Source organism: Psychrobacter sp. CLB018 (assembly GCF_041222815.1).
In the GTDB taxonomy this organism is placed as follows: domain Bacteria; phylum Pseudomonadota; class Gammaproteobacteria; order Pseudomonadales; family Moraxellaceae; genus Psychrobacter; species Psychrobacter faecalis.
This window is the reverse complement of the sequence record NZ_CP166085.1, coordinates 2,424,710-2,439,746: the sequence shown is the minus strand read 5'-3', so window position 1 is coordinate 2,439,746 and position 15,037 is coordinate 2,424,710. Positions and strand designations below refer to the sequence as shown.

Below are 15,037 nucleotides of genomic sequence, written 5' to 3'. Positions count from 1 at the left end.
GCAAAAGTTGCCACGTTCGAGGGATGTAGTTATTAATAGAGATGATTTAAAACTTGGAAATGTGGAAATGTGGAAAATATAGCAATGGAAATTTTTTATTGAAATTATAAATTTAACGAAAAAAGTAAACAGTTGCTTATAATAAGTATAATCTAACGTTTAAACCTTTATTGTTAATTCTAAGGGTATTATTATTACGCGATAAAATTATAAATGGTAATTTTTATTAGTAGATTCAGTAGTTTAAGTTACAGACATAAAAAATGCACCGCTTATGGTTAAAGGGTGCATTTATACTAAGCAGTTGGTTTGATTAATTGTGGCTTGCTAAATATTCGGCCTAATTAGTAAATCTAAGCCCAGAGGTTTTAAGCGCCCATACCAACTCAACAAAGGCACGGTTGTTGGTTAAAGGTTCGCCATCGATGATAAGTACGTAGCCTGAGCCATCAATCCATAAAAATACAAAACTGGTTTCAGGAATCAGCAAATCAACTTGCTGAAAGAAAGAAATCGCTTGGCTCTCTACTGCCCAGCCGCGTTGTTTTTGGCGCAGCATAAAGCCTGAAAAGTCCGCCGCCGCCACACTGAGCATATCCGCTTCTTCTTGGCTATAGCCAATCCGTGCCAGACAAAATCCTTCATCAGAACCAATCGCCGCGCGGCGTTTACCCGATAAGCTTGAAACGACATACGGTAAAAATTGATCAAGCGGCAAATTTGGCGCGGGCAAAAATAACGACAGCTTCTCAATCCAGCCATGTTCTAAAAAGCTGTCTAACCATTCATCAGAATAGCGCTCGAGCCAGTCAGCGGCCAGCAGCGTCTCGTTATGCGACAATAAATCTTGCAAGGATAACTGCTCAGGCGTTGGTTCACTTTGCGAAAATGCTTCAAAAATGCCAGCTGGGGTCTAGGTCAGATAGGTTTTATCAGCGTTTAAATAAGAAGACATAGCGGCTACTCGTTAGATGAATGTTGATGATGCTATGAAAATAAGCACGTTAAGCGTCTTGTGTGTCTTTGGTTTGGTCAAGTTTTTGCTGACAGTCATTCCAGCGCGCATCGAATTGCCAATCGCTTTTACCCAAGCGAAACCACACCAAGGAGAACGCCAAACGGTCGTGACGCGCGATACAATGGGCAAAAAACTCGTTTTCGATTTGCTCTATGGTATCCCAGTCTTGATTGTCACGCGCGAGCATCAAATCGTTGGTGATGTCTTTAGCGATTTCTTTGGCGTCATCGCTACTGATACGCAGGCGCTGCGTCTGTTCATTTAAAGATGGTGAAACCAGTACGCTCCAGCGCGTTGCCAGCATACTGTTTTTTTGGATATAGCTTTTTTTATCGATACAATCTCGAAAGCCTTGCTCGATATGCGGCAGCATGCGCCCTTGCAAGCGGGTAAACATATTGGTGACATCATAGGGAATGTCATACCAGCAGCCATAAAAAAAATCGGCTACCGCACCTTGTAGTGGTTCTTTTTCGTTTAACAGTAGGGCAGCATTGATACGTTGTTCGTGAAAATGGCGGTTGTTGGGTGCGATAAATATCTTACGTGAGTAAAGACGATAGACGCGCCGTGCTGCCATTTCACTTTCTTTGATGAGATCTAAATCAGACATAAGCGTGTCCTGTTAGTCATAGCACTATGCAAAAAGCGGTTAAAAAGTTATTCAAAAAGTATTAATAAAAATGCTATTAGGGCACCACTTTGCTCAATCGCTATGACGTGATAGACCATAGCGATTGTTGCTTAGCATTATTGTAGCCTAATAGGCTATGACGTCAGTAAGATGCCAATGAACCTGCTAGTCAAGTAACGTTTGCATCAAATCAATCATAAATTCTGCGTCTTCTTCGTTCATGGCTTCAAAACCTTGCGGCATGCCAAGTTCAGTCAACGCTTCTTTACCATCGTTATCGTTATACAGATTCAAAATGGCATCCATCAAAATGTCAGTATCCGGAAAGCCGTCTTTAATCAGCAAGACGTGGCTGATATCGGCCAAATCGCTTTCGATTAATACTGATAGCTGCGCTTTGGTTAGGCGTGAAAAGCTATGGAAAATCTCCGCCAAAAAGAACGCCGCTTGCGCCTCACCCTTAATCACTTGGCGCGCCGCTGCCTGATAGGTTTCAGTCACTGACCAGTTAAGGTCGGCTTCTTCGATATCGACCGCTTCAAGCAGGCGTAAACCAATCAATTTTACATCGCGGTTATCAACCATGGCGATAGTAGCGCCAGCTTTGATGTCGTCTAAGCTATTGATATCGCTATTTGCCGCCGCGGCGATGACCATCTCATCAGATTTACCGATAGGGCGCGCAACCGCATGGTAACCGTGCTCACGAATAAGGGTAGCCGCATCAAAAGGGTTGGCATAAATGACTTGAATATCGCCTTCACTGATAACGGTTTCTTGCTCAGCATGCGAGGTAGGGATATTTAGGTGCATGTTGAGATTGGCACGTTTTTGAATCAAAGTATTAAACATGTGCCAGCCTGCAAAACGCTCCGGCGAAAAATCAGGCGCGATTAACATATTATGTGTCGTCATGATTTAGCCTTCCTCATTTTGTTTCATTTCGGCATATTGAGCGATTGCCGCCTCAATTTTGCTGCGCGATGGTTTACGGCGCACCGAAGTATAGCCAACCGTTTCGCCGCGACGGACGTTTGGTACGACAGTCGCGTAAACCCAATAGTGACTGCCATCTTTGCATAAGTTTTTCACATAACCATGCCATTTTTGCCCAGCGTCGGCGGTCGACCATAGGTCTTTATAAGCCGCTTTTGGCATATCAGGATGGCGTAAAATATAATGCTGCTTACCGATTAATTCATCGACATCATAGCCGCTAATCTCGACAAAAGCATCATTCACGTGCGTCAAAACGCCGTTTAAGTCGGTACGTGAGACGATTAACTTACCGTCAGGATAAGGGCGTTCGATACCAGTATCATAAACAGTGCGCGAAGTGCCGTCGTGGTAAGTCAGGGTGACTTCTTCGGCTGGCATGTCAGGCTTCATGGCGTCGGGGAGTGGAGAACCCATTGTAATCTCCTTCATTTATCATGGTTGTGATAATTATTAAAAAGCGTAAACCTTATTGAAAAAATATTTGGTTTAAGCGTATGACTTAAGTTTATATGGCAAACTGACAATTAAACTTAAGTTTTAAACCGCACTCTTAGATTTATTCAATATAAACGGTATGCAATACCTTAAATAATTTTTATAAGACAAGACATAATTTTTCATTTAAAGTGTTGTTTATCAAGTAGTTTATAGCGCTGATAGCCCATAAAATCTTAATGACAGAGCTTTAAAAATAAATATTAGATAAGTTTTGCCAAAGCTTCTGAGGCGCGCTTAATGTCTAAGAATATCAAGCCAAGTTTGGCGTTTGGTTTTGCCATAATGGTTAATACCGCTTCATCACCTGATGAGGTCATAATCACATAGCCTTTTTCGCCTTGGATCATAATACGGTCGATGCTACCACGAGCCAATTCACGACCTGCGCGGTCACCTAGTGATAACAAAGCAGCAGACATCGCGCCAACGCGGTCTTCATCAACGCCTGTAGGCAGCGCCGATGCAATCATAAGACCATCGTTCGAGATAAGGGCAGATGCTTCAACATCGGCAGATGAGCTGTTTAGGTCTTCCAAGATTTGCTGGAATGAGTCTGTACGCATAACGATTTCTCTGTGACGAATAAATAAGGGGATAATTGGGATTTTCTGATTTTAGTCTTCGACTAGTGAACAATGTTATAAACCCTTACTGTTACTATTGATATGGCAGAGCGCTATTTAACGCCTTAATATCGCGCATTTTTTACTACTTAATCTTATTTCACCACCGTTTATCGCAATTTTATTATAATTAATAAATAAAAGTTGGCATATTTTAAGTTATTTAACCCCACTCTCAACTTATTTTTCTAAGGTATTGGTTTACTTAGTTTTTAAAATTTCAGTTAAAACAATTAGAATTTTAAATTCTATAAAAATCAAAAGCCTACGATAAGTTGAGATTGGCGTTTATTTAGTATTTTTATTTTCCATTAATGTGTTTTTTTCCTATAGTCTAAGTAGCAAGTAAAGCAATCAAAGGATTATTTAAGACGACAATGTTGCACAAAATTACCGTAAATCACTCAAACAATAGCGGTCATTTTTTTGACTAACGAGTTTTCACGGCAGGTTTATTGATAGATTATAATGAAATAAATATCCTTTATAAATTTTGATGATGGTGATATTTACTAGACTTATACGGCAAAAAAATGCTATATAGTTATGAGATAAAAATTGTTTGTGCTTCTGGGTTTACGATTTAGAGACACATTCAGTTGGCTTCTAATCTCCCAGTTTCTATATTTACTAGCGTATAGAAACGATTTCAATCTCACATTGGTGTTTTAAATCCCATCGTTTGTATTTAAGCGATAAAACACCCACGTGAATCAGCACGATGACCATTTTTACCCTAAGGAACCTATATGAGTATCAGTCAGGCAATCGAAAAAGTCGAAGCACGTTACGCCCATCAACCTGAATTTATTCAGGCGGTAAAAGAAGTTGCAATCACCATTGCTCCGCTATACGACGCCCATCCGGAATATGATACGTTCAAAATATTTGAGCGTCTTGTCGAGCCTGACCGTGTTATCGCTTTTCGTATCAACTGGGAAAACGATAAGGGTGAAGTGCAGGTCAACCGCGGCTGGCGTGTACAATTCAGCAATGCCTTAGGTCCTTATAAAGGCGGCATCCGCTTTCATCCTACCGTCAACCAATCGGTCCTTAAGTTCTTAGGTTTTGAGCAAATTTTCAAAAACGCCTTAACTGGCTTGCCGATGGGCGGCGGTAAAGGTGGCGCTGATTTTGATCCTAAAGGTAAGTCTGACAGTGAAATCCGCCGTTTTTGCTATGCCTTTATGCGTGAGCTGCATCCATATGTCAGTAAAGACATCGATGTACCGGCAGGCGATATCGGCGTCGGTGGACGTGAAGTCAGCTATATGTTTGCGATGTATAAGAATCTAACCCGTGAGCACGGCGGCGTCTTGACTGGTAAGGGCGTGGGTTTTGGTGGTAGCTTGATGCGTACTGAAGCGACCGGCTATGGCGCAGTTTACTTCTTAGAAAACATGCTTGCCGCTCAAAACGATAACATCAAAGGCAAAAAAGTGTTGGTATCAGGTGCCGGTAACGTCTCACTCCACGCCGCTGAAAAAGCCCACATGCTGGGTGCAACAGTACTGACGGTATCTGACTCACAAGGTACGCTGCACGATGCAAACGGTATGGACCAAGAAAAAATCAACTGGCTAAAAGAGCAAAAAGCCCAAAGTAAGCCGTTGTGTGATTATGTCGATGTATTCGGCGGTGAATGGTTGGCTAAGCAAAAACCTTGGCATATCAAAGGTGATATTGCCATTCCATCAGCGACCCAAAACGAAGTTGATGAAGAAGATGCCAAATTAATGGTTGAAAACGGCATTAAATATATTGCCGAAGGCGCTAACATGCCACTGACCGCTGATGCGATTGACTATGTGCGTTTGCACCGCGTCCACTATGCACCAGGTAAAGCGGCCAACGCAGGCGGGGTCGCGGTATCGGGTCTTGAGATGTCACAAAACTCTGTACGTCAATATAAAACCTTTGAAGAAGTCGATGAGCGCTTAAAGTGTATTATGAAAAATATCCACGACTGCGCCGCTGACGCTTCAGAAAAATATAACCAGACCGATAACGGTTATATCGACTATATGGCAGGGGCAAATATCGTTGGTTTCAAACGCGTTGCTGATGCCTTATGTGCTTATGGTATCTTGAACTAAACTTGTCTTAATACGAAAGCAGTTTTTCATAAACCGCGCTTATCTAAGAGGATAGGCGCGGTTTTTTTGACTGCAAACAATGATGATACATTAGGATACTTTTTTGCTGCACAGGTCTATCTCATCAGCGTTATGATAAGAAAAGCGGTAGAGTTGAATAAAAAATACGGTAAACAAAATCGATAGTAATAAATAAAAATATGAATCAGGAGACGATATGATGAATAAAATTCTCAAAGGTTTTAAGCTAACAACATTGGGTGCTTGTCTGACATTAGCCTTGACGACGGGCGTCATAACTACAGCCGCCAGTGCCGCTAGTAATGTAGACGAAGTACGCGCTGCGCAAGCTGCGAAAATTAGCTTAAAGCAAGCCATTACTATCGCCAGTAAATCAGCTTCTGGTATTTTAATCAGTGCCGATTTTGATGAGGATGATAGCGATGCCATTGGCAAAGGTGGCGTCTATGAATTAGAATTCAGTACCGATAGCGTCAATTATGAAATCAAAGTAGATGCCAATACAGGTAAAATTGTAAAAAAGGAAACGGATCGTCTTGATGGCGATGATATCAACGTTTACCAAGTTCAGAAAAAAGCGAAAATCGATATTATGAAGGCTATTAATATCGCTGAAAAACAAACGGGTGGTAAGATATTAGAAATTGAATTTGAGAATGATCGCGATTATGCCAATCATACGGCGTATTATAAAGCTGACCTATTAAAAGGTAACAAGATTGTTAGTATTAATGTCGACGCTAACAGCGGTAAAACATTTGCCAATAAGTTCAAAAAGTAGCAGTTATTTTGATAAAAATAGTATAAAAGACATCAGTCATAAGGTTGATGTCTTTTTTATTGAAAACGGCTTATTTACTATGCGAGCACTCAATATAATAGACGCTTAATATGAATATAACCAAAGTAAGCTCGTCTTACCCTTATGATGAATAAGTAGCTTCATCAAGGAGTTTCATCTAAAAAGCCGCTATATAAAACTTTATAAATGAGTAAAGCTTAAGAATCTTACGCATACTCACTGTTTTTGTACGTTTATTCTTACCCAACTGCGCTAGTATATGAGCAAGTCATGGTTGCATAAGTAGGCTTGCCGTCAAAAATATTATGAATATTAACCGTCACTTAGCCTATTTAATGCAACATAATAGAAAAATAGTATTGAAAAATAGCCGCAGTATCCTCAAATCGGGAAGCCAAAGCCAAGCATGACAGTTAATAGACGCAATTTTTAGTCAAGACTGCTTGTAATGCTTTCACCCTATTTATTGGTTTGCTACTTTTTGCCTTATTCACCTACTTTATAAGGACGTCTTATGAAACGTCGTACGCTTTTAGCCTTTGCCGCCAGTACGGTATTACTTGCCGCTTGTAATCAGTCGCCTACTACTGATGCTGATACCAATGCAGCCGATAGTGCGGCGACTGGTGGTTCTGATTTGCTCCAACGTATCAATAATGGCGGCACTATTAATGTCGGTACTGAAGGTACGTATCCGCCGTTCACCTATCATGATGAGAGCGGTAAGCTGACCGGTTATGATGTCGAAGTAACGCGGGCAGTTGCTGATAAACTAGGGGTGGATGTTGAATTTAAAGAAACCCAGTGGGATGCCATGCTAGCAGGTTTGGATTCAAAACGTTTTGACATGGTTGCCAATCAGGTAGGTTTGACCACGCCTGAGCGCTTAGCAAAGTACGATAAAGCGACTGAATATAGCTGGTCAGGCGCTGTGGTATTGGCACCGACTGATGACAATCGTTATAGCTCGTGGGAAGCGCTAAAAGGACTGCGTTCTGCACAGTCGCTTAGCAGTAATTATGGTGAGCTGGCAGAGCGTTATGAAGCTGAAATCGTTCCCGTCGATGGTATGGCGCAAGCGATTCAGTTGGTCAAACAAGGCCGCGCTGACTTTACGATGAATGACAACCTTGCCGTATTGGACTATCTAAAAAAATTCCCAGACGCCAATCTTGAGATTAAATTGGTTGCACCTGCCAGTGAGCAGACGGGTTCGGGCTTGGTGCTGCTGAAAGGTGATGACGCAGTTGTCGAAAAACTCAATGGCGCCATGGCTGAGCTAAAAGCTGACGGCACGCTAACCAAACTTAGCGAAGAATTCTTCGGTGCTGATATAAGTCAACAAAAATAATGCTAGCGTCTATAACCTCAGTATTAAGCGATTTATTGGCACTATTGCCCTTTATGGATGCTGCACGCGCCCAAATCGTTATCAACTCATTTTGGCCAATGCTCAAAGGCGGTATTTATTATTCGATACCGCTGGCATTGATATCATTTGCGATTGGAATGGTGATTGCGCTGACGGTAGCTTTGATTCGCATCGTGCCGCGTGCAGGATGGTTCCATGAGATACTTTATCGGCTTGCTCGTATCTATGTGTCTGCCATTCGCGGTACGCCGATGTTGGTGCAGCTATTTATTATCTTTTATGGCTTGCCAAGTGTTGGCGTGAAGCTCGACCCGTTTCCGTCAGCGATTATCGCCTTTTCGTTGAACATTGGCGCTTATGCGTCGGAAACCGTACGTGCGTCGATTCTGTCTATTCCAAAAGGGCAATGGGAAGCGGGCTCCACAGTTGGTTTGACCTATCTACAGACCTTTCGCCATGTGATTTTGCCGCAAGCGCTGCGAGTGTCGGTGCCACCATTGTCCAATACCTTTATCAGTTTGGTAAAAGACACGTCTTTGGCGTCATTGGTGCTGGTCACTGAGCTGTTCAAACAGGCGCAAATCATTACGGCGCGGAATTATGAGTTTATGCTGGTTTATACCGAAGCGGCGTTTATTTATTGGGCAATTTGTCTGTTTTTAACCTTTATTCAGGGTAAACTTGAAACCAGACTTGATCGTTATGTGGCGAAATAATTTTTGCTAAAAAATACAGCCATCTTGTTGTTTTTTACCATCAGCGTTTTTTTATTTGTAAGCGGAAACCTCTATGATTCAAGTCACTAATATCCACAAAGCCTTTGGTAGCAATCAAGTGCTCAAAGGCATCGACTTGTCCATTGAAAAAGGCAAAGTGGTGGTCATCTTGGGCCCATCAGGGTCGGGTAAAACCACGTTTTTGCGTTGTTTGAATGCGTTAGAGATTCCTGATCAAGGGGTGATTGCGTTTGATGATGGCAGCTTGACCGTCGACTTTGCCGCCAAGCCAAAAAAGAAAACCTTGCTCGCCCTGCAACGTAAGTCAGGCATGGTATTTCAGTCTTATAATTTGTTTCCGCATAAGTCAGCCATTGAGAATTTGATGCTTGGGCCGACGGTGGTACAAGGACAAAGTAAAGCGCAAGCGCGCGAGCAAGCGTTGGCGTTACTTGATAAAGTCGGCTTATCGGATAAAGCAGATTTGTATCCGTTTCAGTTGTCTGGTGGTCAGCAGCAGCGTATTGGTATTGCTCGTGCGCTGGCGATTGAGCCGTCATTGTTGCTGTTTGATGAGCCAACTTCGGCGCTTGACCCAGAGTTGGTACAAGATGTGCTTGGAACGATGAAGCAGTTGGCTTCTGAAGGTTGGACGATGGTGGTGGTGACCCATGAGATTAACTTTGCGCGTGATGTAGCTGATCATGTGGTGTTAATCGAGGATGGGCATATCGTTGAAGAGGGCAGCGCCAAGCAGCTATTTGAGGATTCAACGCATCCACGCACGCAAGCGTTTTTACAGCGTATCGAGCAGTAGTTCATTTTAAAAAAAGACTGGCTTCTAAATAGCCAGTCTTTTTTATTGTATAGTAAGTGAAAAGCAATACCGTAGCGTTTTTAGGACATTTTGACTATACCTTTATGCTTTTTAACATTAGCCTTTTAAAACCCTGCATTACACCTGCAATAAAAAATTCGTTAATAAACGCTTCGCCCCCTCAGTCGCAAACGACTCTGGGTGAAATTGCACACCTTGTATCGGGTAGTCAGTGTGCGCAAGTCCCATAATCTCATCACCTGCGACCGCTGCATCTGTCAGTCTTAAGTCATGATGGGCGTCATTACTCACGACGGCGGTAACAGTTAAGCAGTCTGGTAGCGTATCTGCCTTTACCATTAGCGAATGATAGCGCATGATTTCTATCTCTTGTGGCAAGCCTTGATAGACACCTGCATTATCATGGCGAATGGCTGAAACCTTGCCATGCATCGGTATGCTGGCTCGTACCACTTCGCCGCCAAAGACATGCGCAATGCCCTGCATGCCCAAGCAAACGCCCAATAGCGGCGTCGTCTTGCCCATAACCTCAATTACTTCGGCGCAAATACCAAAATAGGCCGGGTCGTCAGGCGCACCAGGGCCGGGTGAGATGATAATGCGGTCAAGATTCATCGCCTGCACGTCAGCCAAGGTAATTTCGTTATTACGTTTGACGATGACATTTGCCGCTTGTTTAGCGCCGTCTTTATCACCATCCATGGTCTGTAAAATCTCGCCAATATATTGATAAAGGTTAAAGGTAAACGAGTCGTAGTTGTCGATAATTAAAACATTCATAAGGCATAAGCTCTTTAGCAAAAATATAATGGATTTACGCTGTCATAAAGCTGTCTAACACCACTTTCATCGCTGACAGCTTACGCTGGATTTCTAAGTATTCATCAGCAGGATTGGAGTCGTAAACATTGCCGCCGCAAGTTTGCGCATAAGCCGACTCACCATTGATAAATAGACTGCGAATAGGAATGGCAAAAATACAATCACCATTAAAATTAAAGGAGCCTAGCGCGCCGCCATAAGCACCGCGGCCATCAGGCTCAAGCTCATTAATCACTTTAATGGCTTCCACTTTTGGCGCCCCTGATAAAGTACCGGCGGGGAAGTTGCTGGCAAGGGCGCTAAACATGTCTTCATCGGGATGCAAGATCCCGACGATTTCAGAAGAAATATGCTGCACGTGTGAGAAGCGTTTGATATCCATGAGATTACGCACCTTTACCGTACCAAATTGTGCCACACGGCCGATATCGTTACGATGCAAGTCAACGAGCATATTGTGCTCGGCAATCTCTTTGGCATCATTCAGTAGCGCGCGGGCAAGCTTACGGTCTTCTGCGATATCGACGCCGCGCTTGGCAGTGCCCGCTAATGGGTAGGTTTCCATCTCACCTTGACGCAGGCGAAACAGCAACTCAGGCGAGGCGCCAATGATGCATTGCTGAGAAAATTTCATAAAATACATATGCGGTGACGGATTAACCGCGCGTAGCTTTTCATAAATCGGCATCTTATCGCCGGCAATGCGATATTTGGATTTAAAACCAACTTCGCACTGAAAGATGCGCCCAGAGATGATGTCTTCTTTGACTTGCAGCACCGCTTTGGCGTGCTCCTCTTGACTCATGCCATCACCCAAAAACTCTACCGAGGGTGGTTCATAATTGGGGATGGGCGCGTCAAGTAAGGCTTTGATTTGCTCTATACGGTTGTCTTGTTGTTCAGTTGGATAGTAAAAATAGAATATTTCGCCGGTCATCTTATCAAGCGTTAAGCCATCTAAATACACACCAAATTTGAAGGGTTCGAAATCATCACTGGCTTTGGCGTTGAGACTTGGCTCAAAAAAATTGACACTGTCATAACCCAAGTAGCCAACCAGTCCGCCGCTTTGGTCGCGCGCAATAACGTGCTGCGGGGTGATGCTGCGTAATAGCTGATAAGGATTGTCAGTTTGATAATGTGTGGTTTCGGCGGTTTTATTATCAGTAATTGCTAAGGTGGTACGGTCGATAGCGGCAATAGTCATCACTGGGTCAAAACCAATGGCATGGTGGCGCGCCATATGTCCATCCTCGCCCAATGATTCAAGCAAATAACAAGTTTCAAAAGCGTGCTCAATACGCTTAAATAACGCAAAAAAATCTATATCCTGCGTGAGTTTGATACGCTGTGGTTTGCTAGGAATTTCGATAGCAGCAGGTTGGTCAGGCTTGGAAGTAGAAGCGGTCATAACGATGTCCAAAATAGTTCAATGATTTATCAAAAAAATAAGGCAGAATGAAATTATGTTTTTGCCCAATTAAGCGTCTTTTTTATGCGTATTTTCTCTATGAGTTTTAAGTAGGGCGCTCACATCGTGACTTTGCATGGCTTTCGCACCGCGCGAGACAGTGGCGATACCGACGCCGAGCTGCTCAGATATCTCACGCTGGGTGATACCGCGCTCTAACAAATCAAAAATACGGATGCGATTGGCGATTTCTTGTTGTTCTTTATCGGTCAATAGCGCAGTAAATAGCTCGTCGATAGCGCTACTATCGTGACAGCTGGCCAAATGAGTTAATAGACTGTGATAAGGATTGGCGCTCATAATATATAATCTTAGTAAGAGAAAGGATAATAAGCAAAATATTGTTTCGTTTCAGTATTCTAGTACAGTAGTACAAGAAAAACAAGTAACGTGTTTGGACGTTTAGCGTTATTTGTTTAACGCTTGATGTTGAAGGTTAAATTGAAAATAAAAATAATAGCCAGCGCATGGTGATATGCTGGCTTTTAGGTCATTTATAATTTTAGATAAATTAACGCTGTGGACGTATAAACGGCATGTGTCTATTTACGTCTTTATAGAGTAAATACCTAAATGGACCAGGGCCCCCGGCGTAACAAGATTGCGGGCAAAATGCGCGTAGCCACATAAAATCACCTGCTTCAACTTCGACCCATTCACCGTTTAAGTGATAGACGGCTTTACCTTCTAGCACATATAAACCATGTTCCATGACATGGGTTTCATCAAACGGAATCACGCCGCCTGGTTGAAAAGTAACGATATTGACGTGCATATCGTGACGCATATCAGACTGTTCGGTAAATCTCGTGGTTTTCCAAACACCATTGGTTTCTGGCATCTCAATTGCTTCAACATCATGATCGCTGGTGACAAAGGCTTCTGGCGCATCAAGTCCTTCTACAAACTGATAGGCTTTGCGAATCCAGTGAAATTTAACAGGCTCATTACTATTATTTTTTAGCGTCCATTGACAGGCAGGTGGTAAGAAAGCATAACCACCGGCTTCAAGATGATGGGCTACGCCTTCGATAGTAATATCCATCTCACCTTCAACGACAAACAGCACGGCTTCGGCATTAGTGTCGAGCTCAGGCTTGTCGGAGCCGCCGTTTGGAGCGACTTCAACGATGTACTGTGAAAAAGTTTCTGCAAAACCGCTTAAAGGACGCGCAATCACCCACATGCGCATACCTTCCCAAAACGGCAGGTAGCTAATCACAATATCGGTGAGCACCCGTTTGGGGATAATCGCATACGCTTCGGTAAAAATAGCGCGGTCAGATAACAGTTGCGTTTGCGGCGGTAAGCCGCCAGTTGGGGCGTAATAGGTACTTTTAATTGGCATTATTAATAATCCTTAGGGGGTTTTGCTGTGTTAAATTAGTGTCTATCTTCAAGAGATAAAGGGTGAGTACGGCTGTTTAAGTCTTATTTTCATTTAAGCAAGGCATTAAAAATAGCTTAAATAGTTCAGCTTAGTCTGCGATTTGTGTATTTGGTTCGGCTTGTTCATTTGCTACTTCAATATTCACTTGCCAATCATCAATGGCCAGCTCGTAGCAGTTATTACCCTCACCATTGATACGGTCAATGACCAAAAAATCTGAGTCGCGACCAAGTGCCAGCAGCGGATGATGCCAGACATTGGCATCGTATTGCACGCCTTGATGCGATTTGGCATAAAACACTGATAAATCAGCGGCCGAACGTGGTGGTTCACCAGCTTGTGCGACGACGACAATATAATCTTGACCATTCATCGAAAAAAACGCTTGCGACCCAAAGGGATGATACTCCATCACCGATAAGGCGATAGGCAGTTCGCGCTTTTTGGCACGAAAGATACTGAAGCCAACATCGCCGCCGTCAAGCGTAGCCTGCGTAATCGCATGATGTCGACACGCATAACCTTTATTAATAAAGAAGCAGTTTTCAGAGGTCTGCTCTTCTTTGTCATAGGGTTCAATCACCGTACCATAAGGTGCAAATTCGGCCTTGGTTAAAGGCCTCGCGATAATTGTGGTAGTCATGATGTCACCTTTTGTTTAATGAGCAGTTTTATGTATTTAGTTTAGCTAGCGCCAGATGATTACATCCAGTTGGCGATGTTATCATCAGTAGCTGGATGGTTTTCATACCAGTGTTTGGCAATGTCATCGCGGCGGCATATCCAGACATCGGGTTTGCTAGTAATGTATTGCAAGAATTTTTTGAGAGCAGTGATACGGCCCGCACGGCCAATGATGCGGCAGTGCAAACCGATGGTCAGCATTTTGGGTTCGTTTTTACCATTTTTATCCCCTTCTTCATACAAGGTATCAAAGCTGTCCTTTAAGTATTGATAAAAAGGCTCAGCATTGGTAAAACCAGGGCTTGAAGCAAAGCGCATATCATTGGTCTCTAAACTATAAGGAATGACCAAATGCGGCTTGCGGGCGATTTTTTGCCCATCTTCTACTTTGACATTGAGCCAGTAGGGCAGCTCGTCGGCATAAGAGTCTGAATCATAGATATAACCGCCTTGTTCGGCAACCAGCTCACGCGTGTTGGGACTATCGCGGCCGGTATACCAACCAAGCGGCTGACGACCAAGCATACGCTCGAAGATTTCGGTAGCGCGGCGCACGTGTTCGCGTTCCGTTTCGCGATACATATATTGATAAGTAATCCAGCGTAGCCCGTGACTGGCGATTTCGTGACCATCTTCTAGCACGCGCTCGATAATATGCGGCGTTTTTTCAGCTGCTGCGGCGCAGGTAAAAGTGGTGATGGGTAAACCATACTCTTTAAAGGTATCTAACACGCGCCAAACGCCGACTCGGCTACCATATTCAAAGGCGGATTCGATAGATTGGTGGCGGTTGTTAAATTCGGGCGTACCTAGTACATCCGATAAAAAGCGCTCCGATTGACCATCGCCATGAATAACGCTATTTTCTGCGCCTTCTTCAATGTTTAGTACAAATTGTACCGCAATTTTTGCTCCGCCCGGCCAATTGGCATTTGGCGGATTGCCTGCATAGCCTTTTAAGTCACGTAGGTAAGTGTCGTGATTAAAATCACTGGTTATTTTTTGACTCATTTTTAAACTATCCTAAATACAATAAAGCAAATTAAAGGTGAG

At 43.3% G+C, this 15,037-nt stretch carries 16 protein-coding genes; 5 read left to right on the top strand and 11 right to left on the bottom strand.

Annotated elements, in window-relative coordinates; all coding sequences use genetic code 11:
* Positions 1 to 340: 340 nt before the first annotated feature.
* The 5 genes from AB8P72_RS10315 to AB8P72_RS10295 form a co-directional block, all read right to left on the bottom strand.
* Positions 341 to 853: a hypothetical protein gene (locus tag AB8P72_RS10315; RefSeq protein ID WP_369957724.1), complete on the bottom strand. Its 513-nt coding sequence runs from the start codon at positions 851 to 853 to the stop codon at positions 341 to 343.
* Positions 854 to 1,004: 151 nt separating this feature from the next.
* A complete protein-coding gene (locus AB8P72_RS10310) occupies positions 1,005 to 1,631 on the bottom strand; it encodes a hypothetical protein (protein ID WP_296192668.1) in 627 nt (208 codons plus the stop codon).
* A gap of 186 nt (positions 1,632 to 1,817) precedes the next feature.
* Entirely contained in the window at positions 1,818 to 2,567 is a 750-nt protein-coding gene (locus tag AB8P72_RS10305; protein ID WP_369957723.1) for a PhnD/SsuA/transferrin family substrate-binding protein, read from the bottom strand.
* 3 nt (positions 2,568 to 2,570) lie between these two features.
* On the bottom strand, positions 2,571 to 3,065 hold the full coding sequence (locus AB8P72_RS10300; protein WP_201589255.1) for a PAS domain-containing protein: 495 nt from the start codon (positions 3,063 to 3,065) through the stop codon (positions 2,571 to 2,573).
* 284 nt (positions 3,066 to 3,349) lie between these two features.
* Positions 3,350 to 3,712: a roadblock/LC7 domain-containing protein gene (locus tag AB8P72_RS10295; protein ID WP_010201036.1), complete on the bottom strand. Its 363-nt coding sequence runs from the start codon at positions 3,710 to 3,712 to the stop codon at positions 3,350 to 3,352.
* An 809-nt stretch (positions 3,713 to 4,521) separates the two neighbouring features.
* On the opposite strand from AB8P72_RS10295, the gene gdhA reads away from it, so the two are divergent.
* The 5 genes from gdhA (at position 4,522) to AB8P72_RS10270 (ending at position 9,596) form a co-directional block, all read left to right on the top strand.
* On the top strand, positions 4,522 to 5,868 hold the full coding sequence (gene gdhA / locus AB8P72_RS10290) for an NADP-specific glutamate dehydrogenase (RefSeq protein WP_068407251.1): 1,347 nt from the start codon (positions 4,522 to 4,524) through the stop codon (positions 5,866 to 5,868).
* 217 nt (positions 5,869 to 6,085) lie between these two features.
* Entirely contained in the window at positions 6,086 to 6,670 is a 585-nt protein-coding gene (locus tag AB8P72_RS10285) for a PepSY domain-containing protein (protein WP_068407247.1), read from the top strand.
* 535 nt (positions 6,671 to 7,205) lie between these two features.
* Positions 7,206 to 8,042: an amino acid ABC transporter substrate-binding protein gene (locus AB8P72_RS10280; protein ID WP_201589249.1), complete on the top strand. Its 837-nt coding sequence runs from the start codon at positions 7,206 to 7,208 to the stop codon at positions 8,040 to 8,042.
* 53 nt (positions 8,043 to 8,095) lie between these two features.
* The gene (locus tag AB8P72_RS10275) at positions 8,096 to 8,779 is read left to right on the top strand and encodes an amino acid ABC transporter permease (protein ID WP_180952590.1); all 684 of its coding nucleotides are present in this window, start codon (positions 8,096 to 8,098) and stop codon (positions 8,777 to 8,779) included.
* Between the two features lie 73 nt (positions 8,780 to 8,852).
* Positions 8,853 to 9,596 carry an amino acid ABC transporter ATP-binding protein gene (locus tag AB8P72_RS10270; protein ID WP_068407240.1) on the top strand — a complete coding sequence of 248 codons (744 nt, stop codon included), beginning with the start codon at positions 8,853 to 8,855 and terminating at the stop codon, positions 9,594 to 9,596.
* A 138-nt stretch (positions 9,597 to 9,734) separates the two neighbouring features.
* Here the strand turns inward: AB8P72_RS10270 and AB8P72_RS10265 are convergent, their stop codons facing one another.
* The 6 genes from AB8P72_RS10265 to puuE form a co-directional block, all read right to left on the bottom strand.
* On the bottom strand, positions 9,735 to 10,397 hold the full coding sequence (locus tag AB8P72_RS10265) for an aminodeoxychorismate/anthranilate synthase component II (protein ID WP_068407237.1): 663 nt from the start codon (positions 10,395 to 10,397) through the stop codon (positions 9,735 to 9,737).
* Positions 10,398 to 10,431: 34 nt separating this feature from the next.
* On the bottom strand, positions 10,432 to 11,850 hold the full coding sequence (locus tag AB8P72_RS10260) for an anthranilate synthase component I family protein (RefSeq protein ID WP_238059940.1): 1,419 nt from the start codon (positions 11,848 to 11,850) through the stop codon (positions 10,432 to 10,434).
* 69 nt (positions 11,851 to 11,919) lie between these two features.
* Positions 11,920 to 12,210, bottom strand: a complete 291-nt coding sequence (locus tag AB8P72_RS10255; protein ID WP_068407232.1) for a Trp family transcriptional regulator — start codon at positions 12,208 to 12,210, stop codon at positions 11,920 to 11,922.
* Positions 12,211 to 12,421: 211 nt separating this feature from the next.
* Positions 12,422 to 13,258: a bifunctional allantoicase/(S)-ureidoglycine aminohydrolase gene (locus AB8P72_RS10250; protein WP_068407228.1), complete on the bottom strand. Its 837-nt coding sequence runs from the start codon at positions 13,256 to 13,258 to the stop codon at positions 12,422 to 12,424.
* Positions 13,259 to 13,388: 130 nt separating this feature from the next.
* Positions 13,389 to 13,943 (bottom strand): ureidoglycolate lyase, encoded by a 555-nt coding sequence (locus tag AB8P72_RS10245; protein ID WP_068407225.1) that lies wholly within the window; start codon positions 13,941 to 13,943, stop codon positions 13,389 to 13,391.
* Positions 13,944 to 14,002: 59 nt separating this feature from the next.
* Positions 14,003 to 14,995 (bottom strand): allantoinase PuuE, encoded by a 993-nt coding sequence (gene puuE, locus AB8P72_RS10240; protein ID WP_068407222.1) that lies wholly within the window; start codon positions 14,993 to 14,995, stop codon positions 14,003 to 14,005.
* Between the last annotated feature and the right edge of the window lie 42 nt (positions 14,996 to 15,037).

Excerpts from the sequence above, each read along its gene's own strand:
- AB8P72_RS10310 (WP_296192668.1), bottom strand. The coding sequence starts at position 1,631 with ATGTCTGATTTAGATCTCATCAAAGAAAGTGAAATGGCAGCACGGCGC.
- AB8P72_RS10305 (WP_369957723.1), bottom strand. The coding sequence starts at position 2,567 with ATGACGACACATAATATGTTAATCGCGCCTGATTTTTCGCCGGAGCGT.
- AB8P72_RS10300 (WP_201589255.1), bottom strand. The coding sequence starts at position 3,065 with ATGGGTTCTCCACTCCCCGACGCCATGAAGCCTGACATGCCAGCCGAA.
- AB8P72_RS10295 (WP_010201036.1), bottom strand. The coding sequence starts at position 3,712 with ATGCGTACAGACTCATTCCAGCAAATCTTGGAAGACCTAAACAGCTCA.
- gdhA (WP_068407251.1), top strand. The coding sequence starts at position 4,522 with ATGAGTATCAGTCAGGCAATCGAAAAAGTCGAAGCACGTTACGCCCAT.
- AB8P72_RS10285 (WP_068407247.1), top strand. The coding sequence starts at position 6,086 with ATGATGAATAAAATTCTCAAAGGTTTTAAGCTAACAACATTGGGTGCT.
- AB8P72_RS10280 (WP_201589249.1), top strand. The coding sequence starts at position 7,206 with ATGAAACGTCGTACGCTTTTAGCCTTTGCCGCCAGTACGGTATTACTT.
- AB8P72_RS10275 (WP_180952590.1), top strand. The coding sequence starts at position 8,096 with ATGGATGCTGCACGCGCCCAAATCGTTATCAACTCATTTTGGCCAATG.
- AB8P72_RS10270 (WP_068407240.1), top strand. The coding sequence starts at position 8,853 with ATGATTCAAGTCACTAATATCCACAAAGCCTTTGGTAGCAATCAAGTG.
- AB8P72_RS10265 (WP_068407237.1), bottom strand. The coding sequence starts at position 10,397 with ATGAATGTTTTAATTATCGACAACTACGACTCGTTTACCTTTAACCTT.
- AB8P72_RS10260 (WP_238059940.1), bottom strand. The coding sequence starts at position 11,850 with ATGACCGCTTCTACTTCCAAGCCTGACCAACCTGCTGCTATCGAAATT.
- AB8P72_RS10255 (WP_068407232.1), bottom strand. The coding sequence starts at position 12,210 with ATGAGCGCCAATCCTTATCACAGTCTATTAACTCATTTGGCCAGCTGT.
- AB8P72_RS10250 (WP_068407228.1), bottom strand. The coding sequence starts at position 13,258 with ATGCCAATTAAAAGTACCTATTACGCCCCAACTGGCGGCTTACCGCCG.
- AB8P72_RS10245 (WP_068407225.1), bottom strand. The coding sequence starts at position 13,943 with ATGACTACCACAATTATCGCGAGGCCTTTAACCAAGGCCGAATTTGCA.
- puuE (WP_068407222.1), bottom strand. The coding sequence starts at position 14,995 with ATGAGTCAAAAAATAACCAGTGATTTTAATCACGACACTTACCTACGT.